The 15,985-nt window shown below is 71.2% G+C and carries 11 protein-coding genes and 2 pseudogenes; 5 read left to right on the top strand and 8 right to left on the bottom strand.

Annotated features, from left to right (window positions below):
- Positions 1-55: 55 nt before the first annotated feature.
- From ACYVF7_RS15995 to ACYVF7_RS15970, 6 genes and pseudogenes are all read right to left on the bottom strand, one after another.
- Positions 56-1,432 (bottom strand): annotated as a pseudogene (locus ACYVF7_RS15995) (glycosyl hydrolase family 95 catalytic domain-containing protein); the annotation flags it as partial.
- A gap of 47 nt (positions 1,433-1,479) precedes the next feature.
- Complete coding sequence (locus tag ACYVF7_RS15990) at positions 1,480-3,336, bottom strand: alpha-galactosidase D (protein ID WP_460340463.1); 1,857 nt, start codon at positions 3,334-3,336, stop codon at positions 1,480-1,482.
- An 83-nt stretch (positions 3,337-3,419) separates the two neighbouring features.
- The gene (locus ACYVF7_RS15985) at positions 3,420-4,277 is read right to left on the bottom strand and encodes a carbohydrate ABC transporter permease (RefSeq protein ID WP_460340460.1); all 858 of its coding nucleotides are present in this window, start codon (positions 4,275-4,277) and stop codon (positions 3,420-3,422) included.
- Between the two features lie 2 nt (positions 4,278-4,279).
- Positions 4,280-5,248, bottom strand: coding sequence for a carbohydrate ABC transporter permease (locus ACYVF7_RS15980; RefSeq protein ID WP_460340457.1), 969 nt, complete (start codon positions 5,246-5,248; stop codon positions 4,280-4,282).
- Entirely contained in the window at positions 5,248-6,513 is a 1,266-nt protein-coding gene (locus tag ACYVF7_RS15975) for an ABC transporter substrate-binding protein (RefSeq protein WP_460340455.1), read from the bottom strand. The genes ACYVF7_RS15980 and ACYVF7_RS15975 overlap by 1 nt, the downstream gene beginning before the upstream one ends.
- Positions 6,514-6,578: 65 nt before the next feature.
- On the bottom strand, positions 6,579-7,745 hold the full coding sequence (locus ACYVF7_RS15970; protein WP_460340452.1) for an ROK family protein: 1,167 nt from the start codon (positions 7,743-7,745) through the stop codon (positions 6,579-6,581).
- 51 nt (positions 7,746-7,796) lie between these two features.
- On the opposite strand from ACYVF7_RS15970, the pseudogene ACYVF7_RS15965 reads away from it, so the two are divergent.
- The 5 genes and pseudogenes from ACYVF7_RS15965 to ACYVF7_RS15945 all read left to right on the top strand — a co-directional run.
- A pseudogene (locus tag ACYVF7_RS15965) lies at positions 7,797-9,671 on the top strand (alpha-galactosidase); the annotation flags it as partial.
- Positions 9,605-9,952 carry a GH36 C-terminal domain-containing protein gene (locus ACYVF7_RS15960; protein ID WP_460357936.1) on the top strand — a complete coding sequence of 116 codons (348 nt, stop codon included), beginning with the start codon at positions 9,605-9,607 and terminating at the stop codon, positions 9,950-9,952. The pseudogene ACYVF7_RS15965 and the gene ACYVF7_RS15960, both read left to right, overlap by 67 nt.
- 318 nt (positions 9,953-10,270) lie before the next feature.
- Positions 10,271-10,918, top strand: a complete 648-nt coding sequence (locus tag ACYVF7_RS15955; RefSeq protein ID WP_460340449.1) for an ABC transporter ATP-binding protein — start codon at positions 10,271-10,273, stop codon at positions 10,916-10,918.
- A gap of 1 nt (position 10,919) precedes the next feature.
- On the top strand, positions 10,920-12,284 hold the full coding sequence (locus ACYVF7_RS15950; RefSeq protein ID WP_460340446.1) for an ABC transporter permease: 1,365 nt from the start codon (positions 10,920-10,922) through the stop codon (positions 12,282-12,284).
- Positions 12,277-13,659: a sensor histidine kinase gene (locus ACYVF7_RS15945; protein ID WP_460340443.1), complete on the top strand. Its 1,383-nt coding sequence runs from the start codon at positions 12,277-12,279 to the stop codon at positions 13,657-13,659. The genes ACYVF7_RS15950 and ACYVF7_RS15945 overlap by 8 nt, the downstream gene beginning before the upstream one ends.
- A 179-nt stretch (positions 13,660-13,838) precedes the next feature.
- Here the strand turns inward: ACYVF7_RS15945 and ACYVF7_RS15940 are convergent, their stop codons facing one another.
- Entirely contained in the window at positions 13,839-14,510 is a 672-nt protein-coding gene (locus tag ACYVF7_RS15940) for a response regulator (RefSeq protein WP_460340441.1), read from the bottom strand.
- Positions 14,511-14,617: 107 nt separating this feature from the next.
- Positions 14,618-15,889, bottom strand: a complete 1,272-nt coding sequence (locus ACYVF7_RS15935; RefSeq protein ID WP_460340438.1) for a TIGR03560 family F420-dependent LLM class oxidoreductase — start codon at positions 15,887-15,889, stop codon at positions 14,618-14,620.
- Positions 15,890-15,985 lie beyond the last annotated feature (96 nt).

Here is a 15,985-nt window from a genome sequence, read left to right as displayed (position 1 = left end):
GCAGATCCAGGCGTTGCCCGGCCGGGTGCCACCACCAGCCGCCTCCGCCGTAGGGGTTGGTGGAGATGGCCAGGGTCCAGCCGGCGATCTTGCCGCTGGAGTTGCGGTACCTGTTGGTCGGGCTGTTGAAGAGCCGCTGGGTGACGTCGGTCCACGAGGACAACTGCGCGAGGCAGTAGTCCGCGAAGGCGTCGAAGCAGCCGGACAGGCCGGCGCGGTCGGCCATCCAGTAGTTCATCTGGACGTTGATGTCGGTGTGGTAGTCGCCCATCCAGTCCGGGTCGTTGCCGTCCAGCCACGGGCCCTGGAGGCCCATCGGCAGGCCGCCCCGCGACCCGGAGATCATCAGGTAGCGGCCGAACTGCAGGTAGGCGGCCTCGAGCTCCGGGTCGGGGACGTTGTCCCGGTAGCGTGCCTGCACTCGTTCCCAGGTGTCCAGTTCGCGCTGCGCGGCGGACGACGTGCCCAGGTCGACGTCCAGCTGTTCGAAGACCGGGCGGAAGTCGGCGACATGCGTGCGCAGCAGGGTGCTCGCGGAGTGGCCGGACGCGTCGAGGACCTTGGTCCGGGCGAGGCGCTCGGGGTCCACGGACGGGTCGCGGAACTTCGCCGCCGGGTTCGGCGCGTAGTCGGTGCCGCCGCTGACGACGACGGTGAGGTCCTCGCAGCCGCTGAAGGAGATCGAGGTACCGCTGACCGCGACCTTGCCGGTGCTGCTGTAGGCGGTGACGGCGGCGCCGTACTTCAGGCCGTTGTCGAGGGAGGAGCCGAACGAGACGCAGGACCCGCCGGCGGTGGTGGTCTCCCCGTGGGTGCCGGCGAGCGTGACCGTACCGGTGTAGGCGCCGCCGGCCTGCGCGGAGAAGTACAGGACGATGGCGTCGTCGGGGCGGCTGGCGAAGATCTGGCGCCGGTAGGTGACGCCGGAGACGTCGTACGAGGCGCTGACCAGGCCCTGCGCCAGATCGAGGGAGCGGCGGTAGTTCTCGACGGAGCCCGGATCGTGGCCGGGGATGTCGACGGTGAGCCTGGCCAGCAGGGTCAGGGAGCCGAAGTCGTCGCGGCCGTAGGGGAACTGGCCGTCGCTCTGCAGCGTGTCGTTGAGACCGCCGGTCCACAGTGTGGCGTCAGTGATCATCAGCAGTTCACTGGCGGGATCGTTGCCGGCGAGCGCTCCGAGGCGCCCGTTGCCGACCGGCAACCCCTGCTGGATCATCGAGGTGGAGGAGCCGGGAGCGCGCCACCACAGCTGGTTCTTCGCGGCGTCGGCCGCGGACAGCAGGGGAGAGTCGGTGGGCCTGCGGGGAGCGGCGGAGGCGGTGAACGTGGGCAGGCCGCTGAGTGCGGCGGCTGCGCCGGCAGCGGCGGCGAGACCGAGGAAGTTCCTGCGGCTGTGCCGGTTGTCGCCTGATTCGGGGTGCTGGGTGTCCACGGTGATTCACTCCGTTCAGCGCGGAAGCGAGGGCTGGCAGGGGTACGTCACGCGGAATGCGGAACGTCGATCTTGTCGATGTCGGGTGCGTACCAGTCGGCGCTGTCGAAGGTGACGGTGTTGGAACCCGCCTTGAGAGCCAGCTGGACGCTGACGGTGTGGACCGTGTTCCAGTCGCCCGTGGAGGGGAAGTTCAGGCTGGTGCCGTTGCCGCTGTTGGAGTAGACGGTCACTGGGCGGGGATCGCCGCTGACGTACGCGACCCTGATGGTGTAGATCCCGTCCTTCTTCACCGTGACGTCGTTGAACCGGAGCTTTCCGCCGAGGTAGAGGTTGCCGACCTTCAGGTTGCCCGAGCAGGCGGCGCAGCCGACGACGGCGGCGTTACCGCTGAGGGTGTTGTTCGAGGACTCGGCCTCGTACGTCGTGGTGGCCAGCGTGCTGCCGCCGGGCTTGACGGTGAACAGCCGCGAGCCGTGCGCGGGCAGCGTCTCGGTGATCCTGCCGTTGTAGCTGCCGAGGTTCTGGTGGCTCCACAGGTCGCGTACCGAGGCACTGCCCCTGAACCCGAGGGAGGCCCAGTCGGCGGTGACGGGGGCCGGCGCGGAGGCGAGGTTGAACAGGGCGACGGTGTAGGTGCCGTCCGGGTTCCTGGTGGCCCAGACCTGCTGGTCGCCCATCGGGGTCACCGGGCGGGCGACCGGGGAGTCGTTCTGGTCGACGGCGATGACCTCCCGGTTGGTCAGCAGGGAGAGGCCGTAGGCGTCCAGCTTGGTGACGTCGTCACCGGTGTACAGCGGCGACTTGTTGATGGCCCACAGCGTCATGTAGCTCTGCCGCTCGGCGTCGGTGATGCCGTCCATCTGCCCGTTGCCGACGTCGAGCGAGTCGAGGTCGTTCCAGCCGCCGGGGCCGGCCTTGTCACTCCACGCGGGGGCTTCGTTCCACCGGACCTTGACCGAGTTGTCCCAGGTGACCAGCGTGTTGCAGTAGCACTCGACATCGGTGTCGATGCGCCAGCCGCCTGAGTACTCCTTCCATTCGGCGGCATGGCCGATGTCGAGCGACCAGGACAGCTCGAGGTGGATCGGGCGCCCGATGGCGCCGATGGCCTTGTGCCAGGCGGCGACGTCGGCGACGTTGTTGTAGTTGTCACCGGACTTGAACGAGCCCGGGCCCACGCCGTCCAGCTTGAGGAAGTCGTAGCCCCAGTCGGCGATCATCTGCGCCTGGGAGTCGATGTACTTCTGCGCGCAGGGATTGCCGAAGTTCAGCTTGTAGGAGCTGTCCCAGCCGTTGGTCGTGCGCAGGTCCGGGTAGACGATGTCGGCGGTGGTGCAGCCGGGAGCGTTCCAGATCGGTACGGTGCCTCCGCCGTACGCCTCCTTCTCCAGGCCGGCGGGCAGGTAGATGCCGGCCTTGAGGCCCTCGGAGTGGAGGTGGTCGGCGACCCGCTTCATGCCGCCCGGGAATCGCCCGGGGTCGGGTGCCTGGCGGGCGTACTGGTCGTAGTCGGACTTCCAGGTGTTGTCCTTCCACCAGCCGGCGTCGATGTTGACGTAGTCGTATCCGTACGGCTTCAGCTTCGCGGCGAGGGCGTCCGCCTGCTTCACGACGTTCGCCTCGGTGAGGTAGCTGTAGCTCCCGTCCGGGTTGAGGCCCGGGTACGAGGAGGACTGCATGCTCCAGCTCGACCAGCCCATGTACGGCCTGGCGGCCACATCGACAGTGGCGGCGGGAGCGGTGGGCGCGCCGGCGGTGGCGGTGGGAGCGGTGGGGACGTCGGCGGCCGCCTGCGCCGCGGGTACGGCCGTCGCCGTTCCCGCGGTGAGGGCCAGCAGGACCGCGGCTCTTACGGCTCGTCGGGTGATTCCGGGTATGGCGGAGTACAGGGGTGATCGCATGGGCTCTCCAGGGGGCGATCCCGGTGGTGCTTTCCGGTGGGGCGGTGGGAGGGGGTGATCGGCGGGGACCGGCTGTGGCGGGGTCAGTCCTTCAAGCCGGTGGCCGTGATGCCCTGAACGATGAAGCGCTGGGCGACCAGGAACATCAGGGCGAGCGGGACGATGGTGACGACCGCGCCCGCGAACAGACCGGACAGGTTGATCGACTGGGTGGTCAGGAAGGTCGACAGGGCGACCTGGGCGGTCCAGGCGGAGGGGTCCTGGCCGATCGCCAGGGGCCAGAGGAAGGCGTTCCAGCTCTCGATGAAGGACAGCGCGCCCAACGAGGCGATCATGGTGAGGGAGTTGGGCAGCGCGATGCGGGCGTAGACGCCGAGGTGGCCGAGGCCGTCGATGCGCCCCGCCTCCTCCAGTTCCTGCGGGAACCGGAGGTAGTAGCTGCGGAACAGCACGACGGCGAACGCGTTGAACAGGCCCGGCGCGATCACTCCCCACCGGGTGTTGACGCCGCCGAGCGCGTCCACGACCAGGAAGGTGGGCACGAAGGTGACCGATGCCGGGATCATCAGCGTGCCCACGATGAAGGCGGTGACCGCGCCGCGGAAGGGCACCTGGATGCGGGCCAGCGCGTACCCGGCCATCGACCCGAACAGCGTGGAGACCGGCGCGGTGATGAGCGCGATGATCGCCGAGTTCGTCAGGGCGTGGGCGAACGGCAGGGACGGGTCGGTGAAGAGGTCCTTGAAGTTCCCGAAGGTGAACGGGGCCGGCAGCCAGGACCACTTGGGGGCGGTGACCTGGTCCTCGGTCATCAGCGAGTTGCGGAGCATGACGTAGAAGGGCGCCAGGAACAGCACCGACAGCACGCCGAGACCGGCGTAGGTGAGCACCGTCGCCAGGGGCGTCCCGCGCCGCGGGGCGCGTTCGGGTCCGCGCGCCATTCTCAGTCCTTCCTGCCGAAGCCGACGAGCCTGCCCTGCAGGAGCGTGACCGTCACGATGATGAGCGTGAGGATGAAGGCTCCCGCCGAGCCGACGCCGTAGTTCTGGTCGCCGAGTGCGGAGTCGTACAGGTACACGAGCGGCGGTCGCACGGGGGCGGAGGCGTCGCCGGCCTGCTGGGTGCTGAACAGGTTGAAGAACTCGTCGAACGCCTGGAACGCGGCGATGAGGATGAGCAGCAGGATCGCCACCGACGTGTTCCGCAGCATCGGCAGGGTGATGTGCCGGAACGACCGCCAGCGGGCGGCTCCGTCGATCGCGGCCGCCTCGTACAGGTGGGCGGGGATGGCCTGCAGACCCGCCAGGAAGAGGATCATGTACAGGCCGACCTGCAGCCAGAGCCGCAGCGTGACGATCACGATCCAGTACAGCGGCGGCGGGCCGCCGGCCAGCCACGCGTGGGGCTGCATGCCGAACAGGGCGCCGAGGGTGTTGGCGATCCCGGACGGCAGGCCGTTGAACAGCGCCATCTTCCACAGCAAGGACGCGGCGACGTACGACACCGCGGCGGGCAGCAGGAAGGTGGTGCGGAAGAACGCCCGCCCTCGCCGTACGGAGTTGACGCCGACGGCCAGGGCGAGCGACGCCGCGAACGTGACCGGCACGATGAACGCGGTGAACAAGATGATCATCCACAGCGAGGATCGGAACGCCGGATCCTTCAGCAGGAAGACGTAGTTGTCGAAGCCGACCCAGTGGCCGATCGACAGGGTGCCGCGGGCCTCGTTGAAGCTGATGAGGAAGCTCCAGCCGATGGCCACGTACTTGAACAGACCGAGGCCGAGCACCATCGGGGCGGTGAGCACGATGAACGCGCCGATCGCGCGCCGGTCGGCCCGCCGGCGCCGCGGCGGCGTCTTCCGGACCGCCGGACGCTCGCGCGCCCGGCGGCCGGTGGTCGGCGCTGCCATCAGTGCGTCTGCTTGTCGATCTCGGCCTGGGCCTTGGTCTGGGCGGCGGCGAGTTCGGTCGCCGGGTCGGCCTTCCCGTTGGCGATCTTCACGAGGGACTGGGTGAAGAGGGTGGTGATCGCCTTGTTCCAGGTGGGAGGGAAGGAGTGGGCGTACTGCTGTGCCATGTCCACGGTGTCCTTGGCCGTGCCGGTGCTGAACTCGGTGGTCTGGGCGGCGAGGGACTTCCGGGCGGGGATGTGGAAGCCATAGCGGACGCACCAGTCCTTCTGCAACGCGGTCTGCTGGATCCACAGCCACTGGACGTACTTCTTGGCCGCGTCGACGTGCTTGCCCTTGGCGTTGACCAGCTCGTACCAGCCGCCGGCCCGCACCGCGGGGGTGCCGGTGGCGCTGAACTTGGGCCAGGGGACGACGCCGAAGTCGTCGCCGAACCGCTTCTTGATCTCGGGCATCGCCCACAGCCCGCACCACTGCATGGCCGTCGCGCCCTGCTTGAACGCGGACGGGTCGGCCCAGTCCGTCGTGAAGCCCTCCAGGAGCGCCTTGGAATCGTGCAGGCGCTTGAGGCCGGAGATCGCGGCGATGCCCTGCGGTGAGGCGAACGTGGCGGTCTTGGCGGACGGGTCGACCAGATTCCCCCCGCCCGACCACAGCAGCAGGTAGCCGATGTCGCCGACACCGTCGCTGCCGATGAACAGGCCCTTCTTGCCGCCCTTGGTGAGCGTCGTCGCCGCCTGGACCAGCTCGTCGAAGGTCTGGGGTGGGTTGACGCCGGCCGCCGACAGCATGCTCTTGCGGTAGTAGAGCATCATGACGTCCTGCATCATCTCGATCCCGTACACCTTCCCGTCGACGGTGGCGCCGTCGAGCGCGGGCTTGGCGTAGTCGGACCTGACCGGGCCGATGATGTCGTCCAGCGGCGCGAGCAGCCCGTTCTTGACGTTCTGGGCGCGGAAGTCGCCGATCTCGAACACGTCCGGCGCGTCGGCGGTGAGGAGGGCGGCGTTCAGCCGGGTCTCGTAGTCGCCGGCGATCCAGTTGATCCTGATGGCGACGTCCGGGTTGGCCTTCGTGTACGCGGCGGCGTAGCGCTTGACGGCCTGCTGCGTGCCCTGCTCGCCGTAGGCGTGGTACCACTGGTTGAGTGTGATCTTGGCGCCGGACGCGCCGGTGCCTCCGCCGGACGAGCAGGCGACGGCGGTTCCGGCGACGAAGAGCATGGATGTGCTGAGGAACGCCCTGCGGCTCACGGGTGCGGTCATGAGGGGGGATCCTTGATCTATCCGGGGGCTGGGAATCGGGCAGGGATCAGGGGATCGGGAACGGCTCAGGGTTGAGGGATGGTGAACAGGCTGCGCACCGCGACCGCGGCAGCGCCGCGCGCCCACTGTTCGAACGGCAGGGGCCGCAGTAGCAGCGCGCAGCGGCCGGCGCTGCCGAACGTCTGGACGGCGAACGCGGTGCGAATCGCCTCCTCGAACAGGTCGAAGGTCTCCAGTCCCTCGCCGGAGACCACGACCCGCTCGGGGCCGAAGAGATTGACCAGCGCGGCCAGGCCGAGGCCGATGGCGTCGCCGGCGGTCGCGAACACCTCACGCAGTTTCGGGTCGCCCGCGCGGGCCCGGGCGACCGCCTGCTCCATGGTCAGCTCCGGCTCGCCGGTGGTGACCTGGGCCCGGGCGACGATCGCGTCCGTGGAGGCGATCGCCTCCACGCAGCCCATGGCACCGCAGTGGCACGCGGGTCCGGTCGACGAGATCCGCACGTGGCCGATCTCGCCCGCGACGCCGTAGGCCCCCGAGACCAGGCTGCCGCCCACGACCAGCGCGGACCCTATGCCGGCGCCCACCGTGACCACCGCGAATGAGGAGACCCCGACGCCGTCGCCGAACCACTGCTCGGCGACGGTGAGGGCCTTCACGTCGTTCTCCAGCGTCGTCGTCAGGCCCGTGACGTCCTCCAGCAGCTCGGCCAGCGGCACGTCGTGCCAGCCGAGGAAGGGGGAGTACCGGACCTGCCCCGATTCCCGATCGACGTCACCGGACAGCGCGACCCCCAGGCAGTGGGTGCGGTCCCGGTAGTCGCCGGAGTCCAGCAGCCGGGCGACCAGCTCGGCCACCGCGGCCACGACGTGGTCGACGTCGTGGTCGGCGAGCGCGTGGTGGTACGAGCTGCGGATGTCCGCCCGCAGGTCGGTCACCACTCCGATGAGATCGTCACCGGTGATCTTGATGCCGACGAAGTACTCGCGGTCCGGCCGGATCGCCAGCGGGCTCGCGGGTCTCCCCGCGCCGGGGCCGGTGCGTCCCGACGTCAGCTCGGTGAGATAGCCCGCGTCGATGAACGGCCGGGCCGCCTTGGTGACGGCGGCCGACGACAGCCCGGTCCGGCGGGCGACCTCGACCCGGGAGACGGGTCCCTGGGTCAGTACCAGCTCGAACACGGTCGCCGCGGCCGGGCTGGTGAGAGGGACCCTGCGAGTCCTGCGTGACATGCCCGGAACCGTAGGTTAAATAATTAACTTCGTCAATATTCTATTTCGACCGTGTTTCTTCGTACGCTGGCGTCGTCATGCCGGCCCGTCGCATGGGAGCCGCTTGTGCCGCCTTCCACCCCTGCCGTCCAGTACGACCCGTCGCATCGGCTATGGGTGCTGCACACGCCCCGGACGTCCTACGCCCTCCGGCTCGACGAGCGCGACGTTCCCCGGCACGTGTACTGGGGGCCCTCGCTGTCCCTCGCCCAGGTCGTCGACATCCCGGACCGGTCACTGCCCGCGGACAGCAGCTTCGAGAGCCCGGCCTCCGAAGGCGCGGAGCTGGCCTGCGACGGGTTCTCCGCGCAGGGCCTGCTCGTCGGCTTCCCCGACGGGACCTCGGTCGTCGAGTGGCGACTCGTCGACCACGAGGTCACGGCCGAGGAGCTGTCCATCCGGCTGCGGGACCGGCACTATCCGCTGGAGGCGACGCTCCACTACCGGGTGCACGACGACAGCGACGCGATCGTACGGTGGACGACCCTGCGGCACACCGGCGCGTCCGGCGATCCGCTGCTGCTGACCCGTACCGACTCGGCCACCTGGACCGCTCCCCTACGTCCCCGCTACCGGCTCAGCCACGTCACCGGAGCGTGGACCTCGGAGTTCCAGCTGGAGCGGACCGCCCTGCCCATCGGCGAGACAGTGCTGACGAGCAGGCGCGGCGTCTCCAGCCACCACGCCCATCCCTGGCTGATGATCGACGACGGCCAGGCGGGCGAGGAGCACGGTGAGGTGTGGAGCACCGCGCTGGCCTGGAGCGGCAGCTGGCGCGTCAACGTCGACCTCTCCCCCAGCGGACGGCTCACCTGGACCGGCGGGTTCGGCCATGACGGCGTCACCTGGCGGCTCCACCCCGGCGAGACCTGGAGCACCCCGGCGTTCGCCGGACTGTTCAACGCCGATGGATTCGGCGGTACGAGCCGTGCCTGGCACGACCACATCGCCCATCACGTCCTGCCCGATCCCGGCACTCCGCGCCCGATCGTCTACAACTCCTGGGAGGCCACCGGCTGGGCGGTGAACGAGGCCAACCAGAAACGGCTCGCCGCCACGGCCGCGCGGATCGGCGCCGAGCTGTTCGTCATGGACGACGGCTGGTTCGGCGCGCGCGACGGCGACACCGCGGGGCTGGGCGACTGGACCGTCAACACCGACCGCTTCCCCGGCGGCCTGGATCCGCTGATCGCCGAGGTGCACCGCCTCGGCATGCGGTTCGGGATCTGGGTCGAGCCGGAGATGGTCAACCCCGACAGCGACCTGTACCGGGCGCACCCCGACTGGGTCCTGCACATGGCGAACCGCGCCCGTACGACCCTGCGCAACCAGCTCGTCCTCAACTTCGCGCGCCCGGACGTGGCGGGCTGGGCGCACAAGTGGCTGGACGCCCTGGTCCGGGACCACGACATCGACTACCTCAAGTGGGACATGAACCGCGCCTTCACCGAAGCCGGGTGGCCCGACGCCGGACCCGACGCCTCCCGGCTGTGGATCGACCACGTCCGCGGCGTCTACGGCATCCTCGACCGCCTCCGAGGCGACCACCCCCACCTGCGCATCCAGGCCTGCGCGGGCGGCGGAGGCCGCTCCGACCTCGGCATGCTGTCCCGCACCGACGAGGTCTGGATCTCCGACAACACCGACGCCGTCGACCGCATCGCGATCCAGCACGGCTACAGCCAGCTCTACCCCGCCCGCACCATGGCCGCGTGGGTGACCGACAGCCCCAACCTCCTGACCGGCCGCCGCCTGCCTCTGCGCTTCCGCTTCCACGTGGCGATGGCCGGAATCCTCGGCATCGGCGGCAACCTCCTGGAGTGGACCGAAGAGGAACTCCGCGAGGCCACCGACCTCGTCGGCCGGTACAAGCAGATCCGCCGGATCGTCCAGCACGGCCGCCAGTACCGCCTCGGCACCCACGCCGGCCGCACTGCCGTCCAGTACGGCGCTCCGGACGGGATCGTGGTCCTGGCCTGGCAACTGCCTCTCCGCGCCGGCGGCCCACGGTGCCCATCCGCCTCAGAGACCTGGATCCGGCCGCCCGATACCGGGACGAGGACACCGGCAGGATCCACCACGGCGCCGTCCTCATGGCGCACGGCATCGACCCCGGCCTGCGCGCCGACTACTCCAGCACGCTCATCAGGCTCACCCCCGAGCGGTGAGGGGTACGGTTTTCCGCACCCCGGATACGGATGGAAGCACGATCGTGCCGGGCCCCGTTCCGGCACGAGGCTTGGGACATGCCCTCGTCGAACAAGCACGGCCGGCAGCACGCGCTCCTCCCGACGCACGACGGCGCCGGACCCGGCGCGGCCGCCTCACCACACCGGCCCGGCGGGCCGCCTTACCGACCTCACGGCTCCGCCTCGTCCCCGGACGACACGGCGGACGTCGTCGCCGGCGACGGTGCGGCGACTCGCTGCGAGGACGTGCACCGCAGCTACGGCAGGGGCGCGAACGCCGTCCACGCCCTCCGCGGCGTGACCGTCGCCTTCGCGCCGGGGACGTTCACGGCCGTGATGGGGCCCTCCGGCTCGGGCAAGACGACCTTGCTGCACTGCCTCGCGGGAATGGACCGGCCGTCCGCCGGCGCGGTCTGGTGGGGGCGGACGGAGGTGTCCCGGCTGCGGGAGCGGCGCCTGGCCGAGCTGCGCCGCGAAGAGGTCGGTTTCGTGTTCCAGTCGTTCAACCTGATGCCCGCGATGACGGTCGAGCAGAACGTGACGCTGCCGGGACGCCTCGCCGGGCGGCCGCCCGGGCGCGCGGACGTACGGGCGGCGCTGGAGCAGGTGGGGCTCGGCGGGCGCGAGCGGCACCGTCCGGGACAGCTGTCCGGCGGCCAGCAGCAGCGGGTCGCCATCGCGCGGGCGCTGGTCTCCCGGCCACGGGTGCTGTTCGCCGACGAGCCGACGGGGGCGCTCGATCGGCACACCAGCGCGGAGATCCTCTCGCTGTTGCGGACCGGCGTCGACGAACGGGGGCAGACCTGCGTCATGGTGACGCACGACCCCGTCGCCGCGGGATACGCCGACCGTGTCCTCGTGCTGGCGGACGGCGTCATCGTCGACGACCTGGATCGCCCGTCGGTCGCGACCGTCTCCGACCGGCTGAGCCGGCTGGGAGGCTGATGTGCTGCGGCTCGCCTTCGGGCAGATCCGGACCCGGCCGGCGACGTTCGCCGGGCTCGCCACGGCCGTGTTCATGGCGGTGACCGCGATCACCCTGTTCGGGTCGCTGATCGCCGCGAGCGTCGTCTCTCCGCCGGCGCGCGCCGGGCAGCCCGGTCTCGTGCTCATCGGGGGCGCGTTCGGGGAGATCGCCATCCTGGTGGCGCTGTTCGTGGTGGCCAACACGCTCGGCTTCGCGGTCCGCGAGCAGCACCGGGAACTGGCGCTGCTGCGCACCGTGGCGGCCACTCCCCGGCAGGTCCGCGAGCTGGTGCGCCGGCAGGTCCTGATCGTGGTGTCCCTCGTCAGCCCGGCCGGCTGGGCGGCCGGGACACTTGGCGCCCACCGTCTCCTCGGTGCGCTGGTGGAACGGGACCTGGTGCCGGCGGGAAGCCGGATCCCGTTCACCCCGGTGCCGGCGGTGGCGGCCTCCGTGATCGCGCTCCTGCTCGGAACGCTGTCCGCCGTGGTCGCCGCCCGCCCGGTCTGCCGGGTCGCACCGGCCGTCGCGCTGGGAGAGAGCGTCGGCGGCGACCGCCGGGCCGGGCCGATCCGCACGCCGGTCGGGCTGCTCGCGCTCGCCGGCGGGGTCGCGTTCTGCCTCTTCGTCGCACGGCAGCCCCCGGACAAGGCCGGGCAGGGCGCGCTGCTGGCCACGTTGGCCCTCATGGCGGCGGTCGCGCTCCTCGGGCCGCTGTTCACCGTGGCCGTCGTCGCGATCCTCGGCCTTCCCGTCCGGGTCATCGCGCCCCGGTCGGGCCGGCTCGCGGACGCGAACCTGCGCGGGTACGCCGCCCGGTTGTCGTCGGCGGTGGTCCCGTTGGCCCTGCTGACCGCGCTGGCGTGCGCGTTCCGGTTCATGGGCGATACGGTCGGCGATGCCTCCCGCCGCCTCGCAGGAACGGAGATGGCCTCGGTGAACTCCGCCGGCGACACCTGGCTCCGCCAGGCCGAGTTGACCCTCCTCGTCTGCTTCGGCGGCGTGTCCACGGTCAACACCCTGGCGGCGCTGACCGCCGCGCGGCGCCGCGAGTTCGCCCTGCTGTCCCTCATCGGCGCGACCCGCCGGCAGCTCACCTCCATGCTCTGCGCCGAGTGCCTGCTGATCACGGCGGTGGGGACGCTCACCGGCACGGCCGTCACGGTGGCCACCGTGACCTCGTTCAGCGTGACCCTGCCGGGCTCCCCGCTCCCGTCGGTGAGCCCGGTCGGGTACGGGTCGATCGCGGCGGGCGTGGCGGTGCTGGCCGCGCTGGGCATCCTCCTCACCGGCCGGCGCGCGACCTCCGGACCGGCCACGGAGACGGTCGCGGGGCAACGTGGCTGACCTCCCCGGAGACGGGACCACCAGGCCCGAGCCGCAGGTCACGTCTGGACCGCAGGCCAGGCCGGAAGCACAGGGCAGGCCGGAAGCACAGGCCGCGGCCGAAGGGCGCGGTGCGCGTCCGGAGGCGGCGCGGCGGACGGGATGGGCGCGGCGGGTCCGCCGGTTCAGGCCGACCGTACGGGCCGGCGAGGTGGTCTTCGCCGTCGCGGGGCTGCCGGTGGCCGTCGCGGGCGTCGTCTACGTCGTCGCCATGCTGTACGCGGGCACGCTGCTGGCGGTGACCCTGGTCGGGCTTCCGCTCGTCGCGACCGGTCTGCGGGGCGCCCGGGTGCTCGGTGGGCTGCACCGCCTCGCCGTGACCCGGCTCCTCGGGGCGGACATCCCGAGCCCGGAGCCGACGCCGCGTTCGCCCGGCGTACTCGGCTGGATCCGCGCCGGCCTCACCGACTCGACGGGCTGGCGGGCCCTGCTGTACCTGGTCCTCCGGCTTCCGGCCGGGCTGGTGGCCTTCGTCGCCGCGGCCGTGCTGCCGGTGGGCGCGCTCTGGCTGATCGTCTTCCCGGTCCTGGCCCTCACGCTCTCCCTACATGAGCGCCCGAACTCCTGGTGGGTGGTCGTGGCCGGGCTCTTCCTCGGAGTCGTCCTGCTGACGGCCGTCCCCGCCGCCGTCCGTGGAGCGAGCGCGCTGAACCGCCGGCTGGCCCGACTCCTGCTCGGCCCCACGTCCGGGCAGCGGCGCCTGCGCGCGCTCGAACGGTCACGGCACGCGCTGGCCGCCGAGAACACCGAGGCGCTGCGCTCGATCGAACGCGATCTGCACGACGGGACGCAGGCCGAGTTGGTCGCCATCGCCATGACCCTCTCGCTGGCCGACGACGCGCTCGGCGAGCACCCGGATCCGGCGCCGGGCCGGCTGGCCGCTCTCCTCACCCGCGCGCGGACCCAGACCGACGACGCCATCGCGGGGCTGCGGCGGATCACCCGGGGCATCAATCCGGTCCCGCTGGACGCCGGGCTCGGCGCCGCCCTGCCCTCCCTCGCCGGCGGCTGCCCGACCCCGGTCGACCTGCGCCTTGACCTGCGAGAGCGCCCGGACCCGGCGATCGAGCGCGTGGTGTACTTCTGCGTCGCCGAACTGCTGACCAACATCGCCAAGCACAGCGGCGCGGACACCGCCGTCGTGGAGGTCGTCGCCACCCACGAGCGGGTCCGGCTGGTCGTGACCGATGACGGGCGAGGCGGCGCGTTCCCGGCCGCCGGGAGTGGGCTGACCGGGCTGGGCCGGCGGGTGGAGGCCGTAGGCGGGACCCTCCGGATCACCAGCCCCGACGGCGGTCCCACGACCGTCGTCGCCGATCTGCCGACGACGGTGTGACCGCCGCGAGGAGTTCCCGCCCGCGCCCGTCGATGTACCCCGTGGCCGGTGAGCACCCGGACCGCCGGCACCCACCGGCAGGTCTCATCACTCGGCCCGCCGGCACACCCGCCGCAGCCCCGTACACCCACCGGTAGGCCGCATTACACGCGAGCCCGTGACCGTCCTGACCTGCCGTTTCACGCTGAGCCGGTCTCCGTCAGGTAGGTGAGCACCGCCTTGACCCGGCGGTTGTCGGTCTCGGCGGGCGGGAGGTCGAACTTCAAAAAGATGGCGGCCGCGTGCTTCTCGACCGCCCGCTCCGTCACGACCAGGCGCTGGGCGATCGACCGGTTGGAATGCCCCTGCGCCATGAGGTCGAGCACCTCGCGTTCCCGCCCGGTGAGCGAGTCGACGCGGCTCCGCCGGGTGCCGCCCCCCAACAGCCCGGTGACGATCTCCGGGTCGAGCGCCGTACCGCCCGTCGCCACCCGGTGCAGGGCGTCGACCAGTTCGGACGTCCGGGCCACCCGTTCCTTGAGCAGGTATCCGACTCCGGCGGCGCCGCCCGACAGCAGCCGCGCCGCCAGGACGGCCTCCACGTGCTGGGAGAAGACGAGGATGCCGACCTCCGGACGGCTCCGCCGCAGTTCCAGGGCGGCGCGGATGCCCTCGTCGGTGTGCGACGGCGGCATCCGAATGTCCACGACGGCGACGTCGGGGCCGTGCTCGGCGACCGCCGCCAGCAGGTCGTCCGGCGTGCCGACCGCGGCGACGACCGTGCACCCTCGCGCCGACAACAGCTCCACCATGCCGTCGCGCAGGATGACCGAGTCCTCGGCCAGGACGACCCGCAGTGAACGTCGCGTCATGGCCGCCATCATGCCGCGTCTTCTCAGGAGGCCCGCGACGGAGCGGCCTAACGCCGGCGGAGGATCGTCCTGCCCGCGCTCGTGGGCGCTCCACGCGGACGTACGGTTCAGTCGGGCCGTACGCGGTCGGCCGTCTGGGCCAGGCGCGCCACGGCGCCCTCGGTCCAGGGGCCGTTGGTGATCACGACGACGTGGTCGAGGCCGAGCTCGGCCAGGGCCGCGCAGCGTTCGGCGAATTCGTCGGCGGACTCGGTCTCTCCCAAGCGGGTGCTGACCGTCTTCTCGATCTCGCCGTAGGGCCTGCCGACGTCCTCGCAGTGCCGCGCGAGGACCCGCAGTTTGTGGCGGATGGTGAGTCCGCCGTCGGGGATGTCGAACAGGTTGCAGGCGTCGGCGTGCAGAGCGACCAGCCGCAGGGTCTTCTGCTCGCCCATCCCGCCGATCAGGATCGGCGGGCGCGGGCGCCGCAGCGGCTGGGGGCTGCTGACCGGGCCGCCCAGCCGGAAGTGACGGCCTTCGAAGGGGCTGGTGTCGTTCGCCCACATGCGGATGGCGATCCGCAGCGTCTCCTCCAGCCGTTCGAACCGTTCGGGCAGCGGCGGCAGCGGCAGTCCCATGGCGTCGGCTTCGCCCTGGTGGTAGCCCGTGCCGATGCCGAGCCAGGCCCGGCCGCCCGACAGCACGTCCAGTGTCGTGACGGCCTTGACCAGCAACGCGGGCGGCCGGTAGGTCGCGGCGGTCACCATGGTGCCGAGCCGGACGCGGCGGGTGTGGGCGGCCAGGAAGCCCAGCGTGGTGTAGGCCTCCAGCATCTCGCCGTCCACGGTGGCGGTCGGGTCGGCCTGGAGCAGGTGGTCGCTCACCCAGACGGTGTCCAGGCCGGCCTGGTCGGCCAGCCGGACGACCCGCTCGAGCTCGGCGCCCAGGCGTTCCGGGCCGCCCGGCCACGAATAGCGGGTGATGTTGATGCTGACGCGCATGATCCGTCCTCGCCGTGTCGCCGTCACGGACCGGCGATCGCGCTCAGGTGCAGGCCGGCCAGCAGCCATCGGCCTTCTCGCCGGACGGCGATGTGGGTGACCCGGAAGCGGCCGTCGACCGGATGCCCTTGGTATTCGGCCTTCTGGGTGTGCCCGGCCGACGGCCACGGCGGCGGTGCCGTAGTCGCGGATCTCCACCTCGTCCCAGACCAGGGTGTGGGTGGTGAGGGAGCCGGTGCGGTAACGGTCCAGCCATTCAGGCTTGTGCAGCACGAACCCGGCAGGCCCGACGAGGGTGAAGTCGTCGGTGGCCAGCTCATCCAGCGCGGCGACGTCGGCGTTCTGCTCCGCCTCGGCCCAACGGCGGCCCAGTTCCAGAACCTGCTGCTGCGTACTCATGATCGATCCCTCCGGTCGGCAGGCTTTCGTAGACTATTAGATATCTAACGGTGAGATGTCAAACGGTTAGACTCAGGAGGAATCGATTAAGGTGTT

The organism is Actinoallomurus acanthiterrae (genome assembly GCF_054775715.1).
This window is presented reverse-complemented; position numbering and strand designations above follow the sequence as displayed.

Coding starts and splice junctions, on each gene's coding strand:
- ACYVF7_RS15990 (WP_460340463.1), bottom strand. CDS start 3,336: ATGCGATCACCCCTGTACTCCGCCATACCCGGAATCACCCGACGAGCC.
- ACYVF7_RS15985 (WP_460340460.1), bottom strand. CDS start 4,277: ATGGCGCGCGGACCCGAACGCGCCCCGCGGCGCGGGACGCCCCTGGCG.
- ACYVF7_RS15980 (WP_460340457.1), bottom strand. CDS start 5,248: ATGGCAGCGCCGACCACCGGCCGCCGGGCGCGCGAGCGTCCGGCGGTC.
- ACYVF7_RS15975 (WP_460340455.1), bottom strand. CDS start 6,513: ATGACCGCACCCGTGAGCCGCAGGGCGTTCCTCAGCACATCCATGCTC.
- ACYVF7_RS15970 (WP_460340452.1), bottom strand. CDS start 7,745: ATGTCACGCAGGACTCGCAGGGTCCCTCTCACCAGCCCGGCCGCGGCG.
- ACYVF7_RS15940 (WP_460340441.1), bottom strand. CDS start 14,510: ATGACGCGACGTTCACTGCGGGTCGTCCTGGCCGAGGACTCGGTCATC.
- ACYVF7_RS15935 (WP_460340438.1), bottom strand. CDS start 15,889: ATGAGTACGCAGCAGCAGGTTCTGGAACTGGGCCGCCGTTGGGCCGAG.